A 14803-nucleotide genomic window follows, 5' to 3' on the forward strand; every position below is an offset into this window, starting at 1 on the left:
CGCCGGCGGGTCAGATCATGGCCGGGGCCATTTCCGGATTGATCTTCAGGAGCGCGGTTCGCAGCTTCTGCATGGCGCGGGTCTCGATCTGGCGCACGCGCTCCTTGGAGATGCCGAGTTTCTCGCCGAGTGATTCGAGCGTCGCACCCTCGTCGCGCAGCCGGCGCTCGCGGATGATGCGCAGCTCGCGCTCGTTCAGTACGCCCAGCGCCCGGTTGAGCCACAGGACGCGGCGTTCGTCGTCGACGGAGGCGGCGACGACTTCGTCCGGCGTCGGTGCATCCGACACGAGGAAGTCCATGCGTTCCGATCCGGCCTCGCCATCGTCGGAGAGCGGCGCGTTGAGCGAGGAGTCCGGGCCTGAAAGGCGCGAATCCATCAGCGCTACGTCGGATACCGAAACGCCGATGGCGTCGGCGATCTCCTTGTAGACAGCCGCGCCGCGCAACGGTTCCGACCCTTGCGCCAGTCGCGCGCGCAGACGGCGCAGGTTGAAGAACAGCGCCTTCTGCGCCGAACTCGTCCCACCGCGCACGATCGACCAGTTGCGCAGGATGTAGTCCTGCATCGAGGCACGGATCCACCAGGTGGCATAGGTGGAAAACCGCACCTCCCGGTCGGGTTCGAACCGGGCGGCGGCCTCCAGCAGGCCGACATGGCCCTCCTGGATCAGATCGCTGAGGGGGAGGCCGAAATAGCGAAACTTTGTCGCCATCGAAATGACGAGGCGCATGTGCGCCATGGTGATCCGGTGCAGCGCTTCCTGGTCGCGTTTTTCTTTCCAGCGCACGGCGAGTTCGTGTTCCTCGATCCGGTCGAGATACGGCGCCTTGCGAGCGGCGCTGATCATGGAAGTCCCGGCTGGTTCGGCATTCATGGACCGCTCCTGAACTTGCGATGGTTATCGCTGCGCTTTACGTTCGCGCCGTCCCTCTGGATCAGCGCGACGCGGAGGAGCCGATTCCGGAACCCCGCCGGAGCAGGGCGCGCGGTTGCAGCTGATACGGAACTCCACCCATCGGAGAACGTTCCATGATCTCGATCGACCGGGCCGACCTGGCCTTTCAGTTGCACGACGTGCTCGGGCTTGCCCGCCTGAGCGCAATTCCCCGTTTTGCAGACTATGACCGCGAAGCGATGGACGGCGTGCTGGAAACGGCCGAGCGGATCGCCATGGAGCATTTCCTGCCGCATGCCGCGCGCCTGGACGAGCACGAGCCGACATTCGTCGATGGCAAGGTGGAGATGGACGGAGCGGTCGCCGACGCGCTCGCCGTCTACCGCGACGCGGGGTTCTTCGGCGGCGCCTTCGACGTCGAGTGGGGCGGAACGCAGATGCCCGAGACCTTGCGGGTCGCGGCCGCCTTCGTCTTCTCGATGGCCAACATCTCCACTTCGGCCTATCCCTTCCTGACGGTCGGCGCGGCGAGGCTGATCGAATCCTTCGGCACGGACGCGCAGAAGGAGCGCTACCTGCGCCCGATGGTCGCGGGCCGCTTCTTTGGCACGATGTGTCTGTCCGAGCCGCAGGCGGGCTCCTCGCTGGCCGATATCACGACGCGGGCCGAACCGCAGGAGGACGGCAGCTACCTTATGGTCGGCCGCAAGATGTGGATCTCTGGCGGGGACCAGGAGATTTCGGACAACATCGTCCATCTGGTGCTCGCCCGCATCCCGGACGGACCGGCAGGCGTAAAGGGCATTTCGCTGTTCATCGTGCCCAAGCGGATCGTCGGCGAGGATGGAACGCCCGGCGAACGCAACGGCGTCTCGCTGGCCGGCCTGAACCACAAGATGGGCTATCGCGGCACCACCAATACGCTGCTCAACTTCGGCGAAGACGGGCCATGCCGGGGCGAACTGCTCGGCGAGGCTCATCACGGCCTTTCCTACATGTTCCAGATGATGAACGAGGCCCGCATCGGCGTCGGCATGGGCGCAACGGCGCTCGCCGCCGCCGGCTATCGCGCCTCGCTCGCCTATGCCCGCGAGCGGCCGCAGGGCCGACCGGCCGGCGCCAAGGATCCCGCCACGCCACAGGTGCCGATCATCCAGCACGCCGACATCCGTCGTCTGCTGCTGGCGCAGAAGGCGGCCGTGGAAGGCGCGCTGGCGCTCTGCCTCTATTGCGCCGATCTCGTCGACCGCGCCCATGGCGACCGGGAGGCGGCGATCGCGAAGGAAGAAGCGCTGCTGCTCGATCTCCTGACCCCGATCGCCAAGTCCTGGCCATCGGAATTCTGCCTCGAGGCCAACAAGCACGCCATCCAGATCCTCGGCGGCTACGGCTATACGCGTGACTATCCGGTCGAACGCCTCTACCGGGACAACCGGCTGAACCCGATCCACGAGGGCACGCACGGCATCCAGGGACTGGACCTGCTCGGCCGCAAGGTGGGCATGGGCGGAGGCGCCAGCGTCAAGGCGCTCGCCGGGCGGATCATGGCCGACGTTTCGGCCGCCCATCAGATCGCCTCGCTCGAAGCCTTCGCCGAGATGCTGGCGACCGAACTCGCCGAGACGGTCGCCACGACACGCCGGCTCGCCGTCGCCACCGCGAATGAGCCGAGGCTGGCGCTGGCCAACGCGACCATCTACCTCGACATGTTCGGCCACGTGGTGATTGCCTGGATGTGGCTGCGCCAGGCGACCGTCGCCGCCAGAAAGCTTGCCGAGGGGTCCGGCGACGAGAACTTCCTGAACGGCAAGCTGTCGGCGTGCCGGTACTTCTTTACCTACGAACTGCCGAAAGCCAGGACGCAGCGCGCGCTGCTGGAATCGCTGGACGACACCACGCTCGCCATGAAGCAGGAGTGGTTCTGAGGCTCGTCCCGCCTCGGTCTATCTGTCGGCGGGGCGCGACCGCGTGAAGGCGCCGGTGACGGCAACCGCGAGCCAGCCGACGATCATCAGCGTGCCGCCCGTGGGCGCCGCCATCGGAAATAGGCGCATGCCTGCGAAATCGCGCATCAGGAGGTCGCCGGCGAAGAGCGCCAGGCCGGCGAGCACGACGAATGCGGCAAGGCGCATCGGCCTGCTCGACGGGGCGAGGCCGACCGCCAGAAAGGCCCCGGCATGCATGAGCAGGAAGGACGCCGCGGTGCCGGTGTTGCCGCCGCCGGCATGCGCGGCCGCAGCCGAAAGCACCACCCCGGCCGCGCCACACAGGCCGCCAGCCACCGTCAGAACCCTTGCCGTCGTCATCGTCCGTCCCCGTGCAAATGGCGCTTCCCAGAACCGCCCTACGAAAGCGCCGCGTTTACGCCCGTGTCGAGCCATGGCATAAGCGACGCATTGCCGCCCCACCCTTTCCGATATGAAGAGCCTCAGCGATGAGCGACGCCGCCACCACGCCGCGAACCATCACCGAGCCGAAGACAGAACGACCGCGCCTGCACAAGGTGATCCTGTTCAACGACGATTTCACGCCGCGCGACTTCGTGGTCATGGTGTTGAAGGCCGAATTCCGGCTGAATGCAGACCAGGCCCGGCGGGTTATGATCACCGCTCACCAGCGCGGCGTCTGCGTGGTCGCGGTGTTTCCCAAGGACGTTGCCGAAACCAAGGCCACGCGCGCGACGGAAGCAGGCCGCAAGATGGGCTACCCGCTGCTGTTCCGCACCGAGCCGGAAGCGTGACCTTTTCCGCGTAGAGCCCGCACAGGGCGGTTTCAGGGGTCGCGCCCGCAGGGACGGTCGTGGCCGTGGCCCGGGTCCAATGCAAGAGGCCCGGCCAGTTGCCTGGTCGGGCCTCGTGACAATGAAAATGGCGAAAAAGAAGGTTACGCTGCGACTTCCTGCTCGGTGTCGTCGCCTTCGTTGTCGGCCTTGACGCCGCGACGCGGACCCTTGTTGAGGTTGGTCTCGATCAGCCGCACCGCCTCGGTGTCGGACATGCGGTTGACCGCCGCGATTTCGCGCGCCATGCGGTCGAGAGCGGCTTCGTAGAGCTGCCGCTCGGAATAGGACTGCTCCGGCTGGTTGTCGGCGCGGTAGAGGTCGCGAACGACTTCCGCAATCGAGATCAGGTCGCCCGAGTTGATCTTGGCGTCATACTCCTGCGCGCGGCGCGACCACATGGTGCGCTTCACGCGGGCGCGGCCCTGCACGACCTTCAGCGCGCGATCGACATAGTCCGTCTCGGACAGTTTGCGCATGCCGATGGTCGCGGCCTTGGCGACCGGAACCTTCAACCGCATCTTGTCCTTCTGGAAGTCGATGACGAACAGCTCCAGCTTGTGGCCGGCGACTTCCTGCTCCTCGATGGCCACGATCTGGCCGACGCCGTGCGCCGGATAGACAATGTACTCCGTGGTCTTGAAGCCGTTGCGCGCTGCTGTCTTTTTCTGCTGGGTTGCCATACGCCCTGAACTCCTTAGCTTCGGCAGCGGCTCTTTACGGCCGCGATCATGCTGCGGCCGAATGCCGCCCGGATCCGACTGCGCGCGCAAACAACCAATCTCCGGTGAAGAAACCGATGACATCGGCACAAGCTTTCCAGCCTGAGCCAAGTCACCTTGGACCGGAAATTGATCGCACCTTTCGAGAATTAGGGCGTTTGCGCCACAAACGGACGATGTCTCACCTGCATGACGACCATATGTAACATAAATATGCGAAAGAATCAACAACTTGCTGCACAAGCGAACGGCAGCGCCATCCTGATGGGCGGCGCCCGTTCGCGGCAAGGTTACTGACGCAGCGTCAGTTTCAGCCGGTCAGTCGCCCTCGCCCGGCTCCGGCGAAAAGAACTTTTCGAACTTCCCTTCGAGACCATCGAAGTCCTTGGCATCGGCCGGCGGTTCTTTGCGGGCCGTGATGTTCGGCCACTTGTCCGCATAATCGGCGTTGACCTTCAGCCACTTGTCGAGACCCGGTTCCGTATCCGGGCGGATGGCGTCAGCCGGGCACTCGGGCTCGCAGACGCCGCAGTCGATGCATTCGTCGGGATGGATGACGAGCATGTTCTCGCCTTCATAGAAGCAGTCGACGGGGCAAACCTCGATGCAGTCCATGTACTTGCACTTGATGCAGTTGTCCGTGACGACATAGGTCATGCAAGGGGCTCCGGCAGCGTCTTCCAGCTTGAACGGCGTTGAGGTAGCCCCGTTGCGGCACTGGCGCAAGGGGCGGTTTGGCGCACGCGAGCCGCTTCGGGGAAAGAATTTCCCAAGCGCGGTGACTATTCGCCGCGCCAGCGATCCGTCAGCCGCCGTTCCTTCTTGGTCGGTCGTCCGGCGCCCCGCTCGCGTTCGGCCGCCGGCGCGGGTTCGAGGACCAGGGCGGCGGGATCGGGCTTCGGCGTCAGGTCTTCGTAGAGACCGCGAGCCTCCTCGGCGGGGCCGCGCCGCGTTCCGGTGTCGACCACGCGCCAGACGAGGATGCGACGGTCGAGCGTGATCGTCAGGCCGTCCCCCGGCTTCACCGGATGGGACGGCTGGCCGACCTTCTCACGGTTGACCCGCACGGCGCCGGACTGCACCAGCCGGGCCGCGAGCGACCGGGATTTGGCCACGCGAGCGAAGAATAGCCATTTGTCGAGACGCTGGCGCTCCGGACCCGCCATGGCGCCTACTTCTTGAGCTGGTCCCGCAAGGCGGCGAGCTTGGCGAAAGGCGAATCCGGGTCGAACTTCACCGGCCGTTCCTCGCGCGGCGTCTGCTGGAAGGCAGGACGGCGATCGCCCCGATCCCCCTTGGGACCCCGGTCGCGCTCCGGCTTGCCGCCAGGCCCGCCCCGGCCGGGCCGGTCGCCGCGAGGACGGTCGCCCCCGGGCTTGTCGCCCTTCTCCCTGAAGCGGTTCTCGAACCGGCCCTTGCCGCCCTCGGCCGAACGGCCGGCCGGGCGCTCGCCCTGACCTTCACGCGGCTGACCCGGACGCGGCTGCCTCTCGCGGGCTGCCTGTCCTTCGCGCGGCTGCCCCTCGCCCGCCTGCCCGTCGCGGGGCTGGCCGCGGCGGCCGCGGTTGCGATTGTCCTGGCGCTGCCGGTCGCCGAAGCGGCCAGGCCGCCACAGCATGATCGGCTTTTCTTCCTCGACCGGTTCGGCCGGCTCCTCGGGCGCGGCCGGCGCAGCAGTCTCTCTGGCGCCGGTCTCGGCGGGGGCAGCGCTTTCGGGCGCCTGATCGGCAACGGCCTCGACGGCTGCCTCGCCCAGGGACTGGGGCTGATCCTCACCTTCTCCGAGCGCGGCCGCAGCCGCCTCCACGAGCGGCTCGACGGCGGCGGCCGGTCGTTCGACCTCGGCGGCAACGGCCGATGACGCCAACGTCTCGTCGTTTCCGTCAATACCTTCCGCGGCGTCGGCGTCCGGCGTCGGCGCAGCGTCCTCGACGGCAGGCGATGCACCCGCATGGTCCGCAGCGATGTCGGCAGCGACATCGCCGAGTGATTGCGGCTCGCCTCCGGTATCATCGCCCAGGGCGGCGGTTGCCGCGTCCGATGCAGGGGCAAAGGCTGTGGCTGTGGCTGTGGCTGTGGCTGTGGCAGCCTCGGCCGCCGCCTTTCGGCGTGCAAGCTCGGCCTCGGCCGCCGCACGCGCGGCCTGATCGAGGCTTTCGAGCCTGGCCTTGACCTCGGCGGCGGGTTTGGCTTCACCGCGATAGCCGAGCCCGCGGAGGATCTCCTCCATGTCGTCGGCGGTCGCGCCCAGGATCGACATCATCGCCGGCGTCACGACGAAGGCAGCGCCGTCGAAGCCGCCTTCCGGCCGCGATCCGGTGCCTGGACGCCAGGCAAGCGCAGGACGGATCAGATCCGCGAGGCGCTCCAGGATGTCGACGCGCACGGCACGGCGGCCGAGCAGCCGATACCCGGCGAGGCGATAGAATTCCGTCGCGAAGGTCGGATCGACCACCAGCGACGTGCGGCCGGTCGACAACGCGTTGACCACGTCGCCGAACCCCGGCTTGTCCTTGCCGTCATTGGCAAGCGCCCAGAGCAGCGTCAGCAGCCCGGCCGGACCCGGCTTCAGGAGTGCGGGCAGGAAGACGTGATAGGCTCCGAAACGCACGCCAAGCCGGCGCAGTGCGGCGCGGGCTTCCTGGTCGAGCGACTTCACGTCGTCGGCGACGTCGCGGCGATTGAGGATCCCGAGATTTTCGAGCAGCCGGAACGCCACCCCGCGCGCAATGCCGGACAGCTGCTCGGCGTTCTTCAGGTCGGCGAGCGGCTTGAGCAGCGTTTCCACCTGATAGGCGACATAGCGGTCGATCCGGGCGGCGACGCGGTCGCGCGACGGGCCCGTCAATTGCTCGTCGGCCAGAAGGATGGCGCGCGGCTTCAGCGTGTCTTCCCCGGACACCAGCGTGGCGACCGGCGCGCCGATCCAGCGCAGGACGCCGTCGGAGCCGAGCGCGAGATCGCCATTGGCGCAGGCGGCAAACCGCTCGGCGCGCGTCTCGAATTCCGTCGCGAGCGCCTTTTGCGCGGCTGTTCGGACCGCCTTGGCGTCCTCGCCGCCGGCAGACTGGTCTGCCGTAAAGCGAAAGCCTTGCAGCTCGCCGACGTGATGGCCTTCGACGAGCACCTCGCCGGCGGGGTTTATTTCTGCCTCAAGCATCGTATTTTCTCTCAGGCGCCTCATGAGCACGGATGTCCTGCGGTCAATGAAGCGTTTCGTCAACCGTTCATGCAGTGCATCGGAAAGTCTGTCCTCGATCTCGCGCGTTTTTTCCTGCCAGTGTGCCGGATCGGCCAGCCAGCCGGGCCGGTGCGAGACGAAGGTCCAGGTTCGGATCTGCGCGATCCGCTGCGATAGCGTATCGATGTCGCCTTCGGCTGACTCGGCGCGACGAACCTGTTCGGCCATGTAGGCCTCGTCGACATGACCGCGCCTGGCGAGATCGGTGAAGATCGAGGCGATCAGGTCGGCGTGCTGTGCGGGTGCAATGCGCCGATAGTCGGGCAGCGCGCAGGCATCCCACAACAGCGCCACCCGCTGCGGCCGATCGGCAAGGTTGCGAATGTCCTCGTCGCGGCAGACGTGGTCCAGCGCCTGGGCATCGACGGCGGGCAGCGCCTTGGTCAGTCCCTCCACGGGGGCCGGCGTTTCGATCGACCGCTTCAGCGCGTCGAGGCTCGCATAGTCGAACTGCGCGGTACGCCACTGCAGCACGCGCACCGGCTCGAAATCATGTCCCTCGATCTTCTCGACCAGTTCCTCGTCGAGCGGATCGACCTGGCCGGTGACGCCGAAGGTGCCGTCGCGCAGGTGGCGGCCGGCGCGGCCGGCGATCTGACCGAGCTCGGCCGCCGTCAGGTCGCGATACTGGAAGCCGTCGAACTTGCGGTTCTGGGCGAAGGCGACGTGATCGACGTCGAGGTTCAGGCCCATGCCGATGGCATCGGTCGCCACCAGGAAGTCGACGTCGCCCGACTGGTAGATCTCGACCTGCGCATTGCGGGTGCGCGGCGACAGCGCGCCGAGCACGACCGCAGCCCCGCCGCGCTGGCGGCGGATCAGTTCGGCGATGCCGTAGACCTCGTCGGCCGAGAAGGCGACGATGGCCGAACGGCGCGGGAGGCGCGTGATCTTCTTGGAGCCCGCATAGGCGAGGTGAGACATGCGCGGGCGGGTGACGACGGAGATGCCCCGCAGGAGCTTTTCGAGGATGCCCCGCATCGAGGCCGCGCCGAGCAGCAGCGTCTCGTTGCGCCCCCGCAGATGCAGGATCCGGTCGGTGAAGATGTGGCCGCGCTCGAGATCATTGGCGATCTGGACCTCGTCGATGGCGACGAAGGAGGCGTTGGTCTCGCGCGGCATCGCCTCGACGGTGCAGACGGAGTATCGCGCGCCGGGCGGCTGGATCTTCTCCTCGCCGGTGATGAGCGCCACGTTGGCGACGCCGACCTTCTCGGCGACGCGGCCGTAGACCTCACGCGCCAGGAGCCGGAGCGGCAGACCGATGATGCCGGACTCGTGGGCAACCATGCGCTCGATCGCCAGATGCGTCTTTCCGGTGTTGGTGGGACCGAGAACGGCGGTCACGTCCCGACCGGACAGGATCAATGGCGATGACTTGTTGGGGTGCACGTTCATGAACTGGAGTTGCGGCCTTTCGTGCCTAAGCCCCTAGACTGCGCCCCCGCAGGAATCCGGCCCGGCACGACCGGAACCACACGCCGCCGAGACATAGGGTCTCCGTCCCGGGATGACAATCTCAAATGTACGGCGCCCGAAGAGATTCGCTGCAACCGGAACGAGTCTGGAACGAAACGGCGACGAATCGCTGACTCGATGCGATTCATGCTTTGTTCGTCACATCATCTGGCGTTCGCCCTCGTCGTGGACACCAGATGATGAATCTTTTGAATCACTTGCTCGCGGCCCATGTTTCCGGGAGGAGTCAAGGCCGCGATCCCCGTCAAGCGAAAAGAAAGGGCGGCGGGCCACTCTCGTGAGCCGGCCGCCCTCTCGTTCCGGACAACCTCAGATGAAGTACTGGCCACCGTTGGCACTGATGGTGGAACCGGTGATGAAGCCGGCTTCGTCGGAGACGAGGAAGACGACGCAGCGCGCGATCTCGGCCGCCTCGCCGAGGCGACCGACCGGAATCTGCGCGATGATGCTCTCGCGCACCTTCTCCGGCACCGCCATCACCATGTCCGTCCCAATGTAGCCGGGGCAGATCGCGTTGACGGTGATGCCGACGCGCGCGCCTTCCTGCGCAAGCGCCTTGGTGAAGCCGAGATCGCCGGCCTTGGCGGCGGAATAGTTCGCCTGCGCGAACTGGCCCTTCTGGCCATTGATCGACGAGATGGTGACGATGCGGCCGAACTTGCGCTCGCGCATGCCGTTCCAGAGCGGATGCGTCATGTTGAAGACGCCGTCCAGGTTGGTCCGCATGACGTCATTCCATTGTTCACGCGTCATGCGGTGGAACGGCGCATCGCGGGTGATGCCGGCATTGTTGATCAGCACGTCGACGGGGCCGAGATCGGCCTCGACCTGGGCGATGCCCGCCGCGCAGGCGTCGTAGTCGGCAACCGACCATTTGTAGGTCTTGATGCCCGTCTCGGCGGAGAACTTCGTCGCCGCCTCGTCATTGCCGGCATAGTTGGCCGCCACCGTGTAGCCCGCGTCCTTGAGCGCTACCGAAATGGCCGCGCCGATGCCGCGCGATCCCCCGGTGACGAGTGCTGTTCTTGGCATATCGTGTCTCCTCCCTGTGGTCAGAAGGCGAATAGCGAATGGCGAAAAGCGAATGGGGAAACCGCCCCGACGCATCCGCCCTTGTCTGTCCCCTATTCGCTATTCCCTATTCGCTATTCGCCAGTTCAGTTCATCGCTTCCACGCACATGGCCACGCCCATGCCGCCGCCGATGCACAGCGTGGCCAGGCCCTTCTTCGCGCCGCGACGCTTCATCTCGTGGACGAGCGTGTTGAAGATGCGCGTGCCCGACGCGCCGATCGGATGGCCGATGGCGATGGCGCCGCCGTTGACGTTGACGATGTCGGGGTTCCAGCCCATGCCCTTGTTGACGGCGCAGGCCTGCGCGGCGAAGGCCTCGTTGGCCTCGACCAGATCGAGATCGGCGGCCGTCCAGCCGGCTTTTTCGAGCGCCTTGCGCGACGCCGGGATCGGACCCGTGCCCATGATCGCCGGATCGACGCCCGCCGTCGCCCAGGAGACGATGCGGGCGAGCGGGACGATGCCGCGGCGCGCGGACTCCGCCTCGCTCATCAGGAGCACGGCGGCGGCGCCGTCATTGATGCCCGATGCATTGGCGGCCGTCACCGTGCCGTCCTTGTCGAAGGCCGGCTTCAGCTTCTGCATCGCGTCCATGGTCGCGCCGAGCCGGATGTACTCGTCCTGATCGACGATGGTGTCGCCCTTGCGGCCCTTGATCGTCACCGGCACGATCTCGTCCTTGAAGCGGCCGGCCTTCTGCGCGGCTTCCGCCTTGTTCTGGGAGGCAAGCGCGAACGTGTCCTGCACGTCGCGGGTGATCTGGAACTGCTTGGCCACGTTCTCGGCCGTGGTGCCCATGTGATAGCCGTTGAAGGCATCCCAGAGCCCGTCCTTGATCATGGTGTCGATCATCTTGTAGTCGCCCATCTTCACGCCGGCCCTCAGATGAGCGCAGTGCGGCGACAGCGACATGGATTCCTGGCCGCCCGCGATGATGATGCCGGCATCGCCGGTCGCGATCTGCTGCATGCCGATGGCGATGGTGCGGAGGCCCGAGCCGCAGACCTGGTTGAGCCCCCAGGCGGTGGTTTCCTTCGGCAATCCGGCGGCGATGGCGGCCTGGCGGGCGGGGTTCTGGCCCTGTCCGGCGGTCAGGACCTGGCCGAGGATCACCTCGTCCACCTCGGCCGCGTCGACGCCCGCCCGCGCCAGGACTTCCTTGATGACCACCGCGCCGAGATCATGCGCGGTGGTGTTGGCGAAAGCCCCGTTGAAGGAGCCGACGGCAGTGCGCGCCGCGCTGGCGACGACGATCGACGTTGAAGCGGACATGGAATACTCCCTGGGTGCATGACCTGACGGCCGCTCGGGTATCGGCCCGACCAGCGCGTACCTTTCCGACTTTTCTTGCCCGTTCGTTGATCCGAGTCAAACCGGAAATGGAACGGGTCGAGATTGCGCCTCACGCATTCGTGGAATGCTCGGGGGCCGGCGACCCGTATCGTCCATGACCGGGACACCCGGGCTCCTGCACTGCACAATTCGCTTTCATTTGGCCGGCTTTTGCGCATATCCTGACCACCGAGCAGGGTGCGGCTTGGCTTCAAGCCGTTGGATTTCGACAAAGCTGGGAGAGTCGCGTGGCAGCCAAGGACGATCCGGTGGTGATCAAGAAATATGCCAACCGACGCCTCTACAACACGGGTACATCGACCTATGTGACGCTCGAGGATCTCGCCGAGATGGTGAAGAAGGGCGAGAACTTCAACGTTCAGGACGCCAAGTCCGGCGAGGACATCACCCATCCGGTCCTCACGCAGATCATCTTCGAACTGGAGAACAAGGACGGGCAGAACATGCTGCCCGTGTCGTTCCTTCGCCAGCTCATTTCCTTCTACGGCGACCAGATGCAGATGGTCGTGCCGAGCTTTCTCGAACAGTCGATGATCGCCTTCGCCAAGGAGCAGGAGCGCTTTCGCGAACAGATGAAGTCGGCGCTGCCCCGGACCCCGATGGAAATGATGAACGTGGCAACGCCGATCAAGGCGCTGGAAGAGCAGGCCAGGCGGAACGTGGAGCTGTTCCAGAACGCGATGCGGATGTTCACGCCCTTTCCGCCGCAGAACGGTGGCGGCGCGCCGGCCGACGACGAGCCCCAGAAGGCGCCGGCGGGCCAAGGCACCGACGAACTGCGCGAACTGAAGGAACAGATCGCCGCCATGCAGCGAAAGATCGACAAGCTGGGCTGAAACGCCTTTCGTCGATGCCGGACCTCGGCAACGGACCGGACTACCAGCCCAGGGCGCAGCCGTCCTTGCGCGGATCGGAACCGCCGATCAGAAAACCGCTCGCGTGGTCGATGGCGATGATCTGGCTGCCGCCGAGCGGCGCCTGCGCATCCACCACCTTGTGCCCCTTCGCCGCGAGCTCCGAGCGCACGGCCTGCGAAATCCCGGTTTCCGCTTCCAGCACCTGCTCGTCGTCGCCCCAGAAGAGCCTCGGCCAGTCGATCGCCATCTGCGGGTCCATGTCGTGGTCGAGCATGTTCGACAGCACGAGCGCATGGCCCATCGGCTGGTAGGCGCCCCCCATCACGCCGAAGGATATGGACGGGCGACCGTCCCTCATCGCCATCCCCGGGATGATCGTGTGCATGGGACGCTTCGACGGGCCGATTTCGTTCGGGTGGCCCTCCACGACGGAGAAGCAGGCGCCGCGGTTCTGCAGGGCGATGCCGGATTCGGGCGTCACCACCCGCGAACCGAAGCCGGAGTAGAGCGAGTTGATGAAGGACACGGCGCGGCGATCGCGATCGACCACCGTGAGGTAGACGGTATCGGCGTTCGGCAGCGGCGGCAAAGACAGCGCCTCGTTGCGCCTGTGAGGATCGAAGCTGCCGGCGAGCGTTTCCGTCAAGGCCGGAGACAGGAACTGCCCGACGGTGCCGGCCATGAAGGACGGATCCCCCACTTCGCGGTCGCGAACCGCGTAGGCGAGCCTGGCGGCTTCGATCATCAGGTGATGGCGCTCCGCGCTGCCGGGCGCCAGCCGGTCGACCCCGAGCGCCGTCATCAGGTTCAGGATGATCAGGGCGGTCACGCCCTGCCCGCTCGGCGGGATCTCGTGGATGGTGTGGCCGCGATACTCCGTCGTGATCGTGCCGACCCAGTCGGCCGTCACCGCGGCGAGGTCGGCCTCGTCGAGAAACCCGCCCTTTGTCTGGACGGTGCGGGCAATCTCGGCGGCGATGTCCCCTTCGTAGAAGGCCCGCGACCCTTCGCGGGCGATCCTGCGCAAGGTGTGCCCCAAGGCGGGGAGCTTCAGCCGGGAAAGCATCGCGGGCGCCTGCCCGTCGACCAGATAGTGCCGGCGCCCGCCTTCGTCGGCGGCGAGATCGCCGACATGGCGCTGCCAGTCCCAGGCGACGCGCGGGTGGATGGCGAAACCTTCCTCCGCATAGCGGATCGCGTCGGTGAAGAGCGCGTCGAAACCCCGCGTGCCGAAGCGATGCGCGAGCGCCTCCCAGGCCTTGATCGCGCCGGGCACGGTGATCGTATGCGGGCCGTGGCTGGGAACCTTGGAGAAGCCCCGTTCGCGATACCAGCCGGGCTGCGCGCGCGCTGCCGACCGACCGGATCCGTTCAGCCCATGCACGGACCCGTCGGGCTCGGCCAGGATGACGAAGCAGTCGCCGCCGATGCCGGTCATGTGCGGCTCGACCACGGCAAGGACCGCGCTTGCCGCGATCGCCGCATCCACCGCGTTGCCGCCGTCGCGCAGAACCGACAGCGCGGTCGCCGTGGCGAGCGGATGCGACGTCGCAGCCATTCCGTTCTCGGCGATCACCGGCGAACGTCCGGGAAGGTCGAAATTGCGCATGAAATGCCCCGATCGGTTTCTGCGGCCGCGATCAGTTGAAGCTGACGTCGCGACCCGCCGCCCGGATGGAAACGGAGAAGCCCGCGATCAGGTCGATGAAGGCGATGACCATGAGGATGAAGAACACGGAATGCGCAGCCTGCTCGACGAGCAGGAACTCGACGATGTAGGCCACGAACACGAAGGTGGACAGCAGGTGGTCGATCACCGAGGCGTTCGAGGTGCGCGTCGACTTCATGATCTCGATGAAGAGCAGGAAGAGCGCAACCACGACCAGAAGGTCGCCGAGCGTCAGCGCGAAGGACCCGCCCGACATCATCGGAATGGCAAAGAGCACCTGCTCCCACGGGCCGGCAGGCCCCCCGCCCAGCACCCCGGTGAGCCCCAGGTTGAACAGGATGAAGGGGATGATGAGCAGCGGGACGATCGCCATGGCGCGCTTCCGGTTGGTGCGGTCGCGCACCGTATCGCGCAGCCGCGCCGCGTCAAGCCGGATCAGCCAATTGGATCGTCAGGGAGGCGTCGGTGGAGACTGGCCAGAACCCGGAGAGTCAAACGCAAAAGACCGGCACGAGGCCGGTCCCGACTGCGTCGACTGAAGTCGTGGCTCAGCCTTCCTTGGGCTCCAGAACCTGGCGGCCGCGATACATGCCCGTCTTCAGGTCGATGTGGTGCGGACGGCGCAGTTCGCCGGAATTCTTGTCCTCGACATAGGTCGGGGCCTTGAGCGCGTCGGCGGAGCGACGCATGCCGCGCTTCGACGGCGAGGTTTTCCTTTTGGGGACAGCCATG

The 14803-nt window shown here is 66.4% G+C and carries 14 protein-coding genes; 3 read left to right on the forward strand and 11 right to left on the reverse strand.

Annotation, left to right across the window (positions count from 1 at the left end; all coding sequences use genetic code 11):
- Nucleotides 1–10: 10 nt before the first annotated feature.
- On the reverse strand, nt 11–877 hold the full coding sequence (locus EJC49_RS18430; protein WP_126701404.1) for an RNA polymerase factor sigma-32: 867 nt from the start codon (nt 875–877) through the stop codon (nt 11–13).
- Nucleotides 878–1032: 155 nt separating this feature from the next.
- Between EJC49_RS18430 and EJC49_RS18435 the strand changes: the two genes are divergently transcribed.
- Complete coding sequence (locus EJC49_RS18435) at nt 1033–2823, forward strand: acyl-CoA dehydrogenase (protein ID WP_126701405.1); 1791 nt, start codon at nt 1033–1035, stop codon at nt 2821–2823.
- Between the two features lie 18 nt (nt 2824–2841).
- Here the strand turns inward: EJC49_RS18435 and EJC49_RS18440 are convergent, their stop codons facing one another.
- Complete coding sequence (locus tag EJC49_RS18440) at nt 2842–3204, reverse strand: DUF423 domain-containing protein (protein ID WP_126701406.1); 363 nt, start codon at nt 3202–3204, stop codon at nt 2842–2844.
- 128 nt (nt 3205–3332) lie between these two features.
- Here EJC49_RS18440 and clpS point away from each other — a divergent pair, with 128 nt between their 5' ends.
- Nucleotides 3333–3638, forward strand: coding sequence for an ATP-dependent Clp protease adapter ClpS (gene clpS / locus EJC49_RS18445; RefSeq protein WP_126701407.1), 306 nt, complete (start codon nt 3333–3335; stop codon nt 3636–3638).
- A gap of 143 nt (nt 3639–3781) precedes the next feature.
- On the opposite strand, the gene EJC49_RS18450 is transcribed toward clpS, so the two are convergent.
- The 6 genes from EJC49_RS18450 to EJC49_RS18475 form a co-directional block, all read right to left on the reverse strand.
- Nucleotides 3782–4360, reverse strand: coding sequence for a CarD family transcriptional regulator (locus EJC49_RS18450; protein WP_126701408.1), 579 nt, complete (start codon nt 4358–4360; stop codon nt 3782–3784).
- Nucleotides 4361–4717: 357 nt separating this feature from the next.
- Nucleotides 4718–5056, reverse strand: a complete 339-nt coding sequence (gene fdxA / locus EJC49_RS18455) for a ferredoxin FdxA (RefSeq protein ID WP_126701409.1) — start codon at nt 5054–5056, stop codon at nt 4718–4720.
- Nucleotides 5057–5181: 125 nt separating this feature from the next.
- On the reverse strand, nt 5182–5565 hold the full coding sequence (locus tag EJC49_RS18460; protein WP_126701410.1) for an RNA-binding S4 domain-containing protein: 384 nt from the start codon (nt 5563–5565) through the stop codon (nt 5182–5184).
- A 5-nt stretch (nt 5566–5570) separates the two neighbouring features.
- The gene (locus EJC49_RS18465) at nt 5571–9038 is read right to left on the reverse strand and encodes a helicase-related protein (RefSeq protein ID WP_126701411.1); all 3468 of its coding nucleotides are present in this window, start codon (nt 9036–9038) and stop codon (nt 5571–5573) included.
- A gap of 390 nt (nt 9039–9428) precedes the next feature.
- On the reverse strand, nt 9429–10151 hold the full coding sequence (phbB, locus tag EJC49_RS18470; RefSeq protein WP_126701412.1) for an acetoacetyl-CoA reductase: 723 nt from the start codon (nt 10149–10151) through the stop codon (nt 9429–9431).
- Nucleotides 10152–10276: 125 nt separating this feature from the next.
- On the reverse strand, nt 10277–11464 hold the full coding sequence (locus EJC49_RS18475) for an acetyl-CoA C-acetyltransferase (protein ID WP_126701413.1): 1188 nt from the start codon (nt 11462–11464) through the stop codon (nt 10277–10279).
- A gap of 308 nt (nt 11465–11772) precedes the next feature.
- Here EJC49_RS18475 and phaR point away from each other — a divergent pair, with 308 nt between their 5' ends.
- Complete coding sequence (gene phaR, locus EJC49_RS18480; RefSeq protein WP_126701414.1) at nt 11773–12381, forward strand: polyhydroxyalkanoate synthesis repressor PhaR; 609 nt, start codon at nt 11773–11775, stop codon at nt 12379–12381.
- Nucleotides 12382–12421: 40 nt separating this feature from the next.
- On the opposite strand, the gene EJC49_RS18485 is transcribed toward phaR, so the two are convergent.
- The 3 genes from EJC49_RS18485 to rpmF all read right to left on the reverse strand — a co-directional run bounded on the left by EJC49_RS18485 (nt 12422) and on the right by rpmF (nt 14802).
- Nucleotides 12422–14011 (reverse strand): gamma-glutamyltransferase family protein, encoded by a 1590-nt coding sequence (locus tag EJC49_RS18485; RefSeq protein WP_210211822.1) that lies wholly within the window; start codon nt 14009–14011, stop codon nt 12422–12424.
- Nucleotides 14012–14042: 31 nt separating this feature from the next.
- Nucleotides 14043–14444, reverse strand: coding sequence for a hypothetical protein (locus tag EJC49_RS18490; RefSeq protein WP_126701415.1), 402 nt, complete (start codon nt 14442–14444; stop codon nt 14043–14045).
- A gap of 175 nt (nt 14445–14619) precedes the next feature.
- Nucleotides 14620–14802, reverse strand: a complete 183-nt coding sequence (rpmF, locus tag EJC49_RS18495; protein ID WP_047147461.1) for a 50S ribosomal protein L32 — start codon at nt 14800–14802, stop codon at nt 14620–14622.
- Nucleotide 14803: the final 1 nt, after the last annotated feature.

Source organism: Aquibium carbonis, from assembly GCF_003970795.1.
Taxonomy (GTDB): Bacteria; Pseudomonadota; Alphaproteobacteria; order Rhizobiales; family Rhizobiaceae; genus Aquibium; species Aquibium carbonis.

Bases quoted from the DNA above. Each gene is read 5' to 3' on its own strand.
- EJC49_RS18465 (WP_126701411.1), bottom strand. From the start codon at position 9,038: ATGAACGTGCACCCCAACAAGTCATCGCCATTGATCCTGTCCGGTCGG.
- EJC49_RS18485 (WP_210211822.1), bottom strand. From the start codon at position 14,011: ATGCGCAATTTCGACCTTCCCGGACGTTCGCCGGTGATCGCCGAGAAC.
- EJC49_RS18475 (WP_126701413.1), bottom strand. From the start codon at position 11,464: ATGTCCGCTTCAACGTCGATCGTCGTCGCCAGCGCGGCGCGCACTGCC.
- EJC49_RS18440 (WP_126701406.1), bottom strand. From the start codon at position 3,204: ATGACGACGGCAAGGGTTCTGACGGTGGCTGGCGGCCTGTGTGGCGCG.
- EJC49_RS18430 (WP_126701404.1), bottom strand. From the start codon at position 877: ATGAATGCCGAACCAGCCGGGACTTCCATGATCAGCGCCGCTCGCAAG.
- fdxA (WP_126701409.1), bottom strand. From the start codon at position 5,056: ATGACCTATGTCGTCACGGACAACTGCATCAAGTGCAAGTACATGGAC.
- EJC49_RS18450 (WP_126701408.1), bottom strand. From the start codon at position 4,360: ATGGCAACCCAGCAGAAAAAGACAGCAGCGCGCAACGGCTTCAAGACC.
- clpS (WP_126701407.1), top strand. From the start codon at position 3,333: ATGAGCGACGCCGCCACCACGCCGCGAACCATCACCGAGCCGAAGACA.
- EJC49_RS18460 (WP_126701410.1), bottom strand. From the start codon at position 5,565: ATGGCGGGTCCGGAGCGCCAGCGTCTCGACAAATGGCTATTCTTCGCT.
- rpmF (WP_047147461.1), bottom strand. From the start codon at position 14,802: ATGGCTGTCCCCAAAAGGAAAACCTCGCCGTCGAAGCGCGGCATGCGT.
- phbB (WP_126701412.1), bottom strand. From the start codon at position 10,151: ATGCCAAGAACAGCACTCGTCACCGGGGGATCGCGCGGCATCGGCGCG.
- EJC49_RS18490 (WP_126701415.1), bottom strand. From the start codon at position 14,444: ATGGCGATCGTCCCGCTGCTCATCATCCCCTTCATCCTGTTCAACCTG.
- EJC49_RS18435 (WP_126701405.1), top strand. From the start codon at position 1,033: ATGATCTCGATCGACCGGGCCGACCTGGCCTTTCAGTTGCACGACGTG.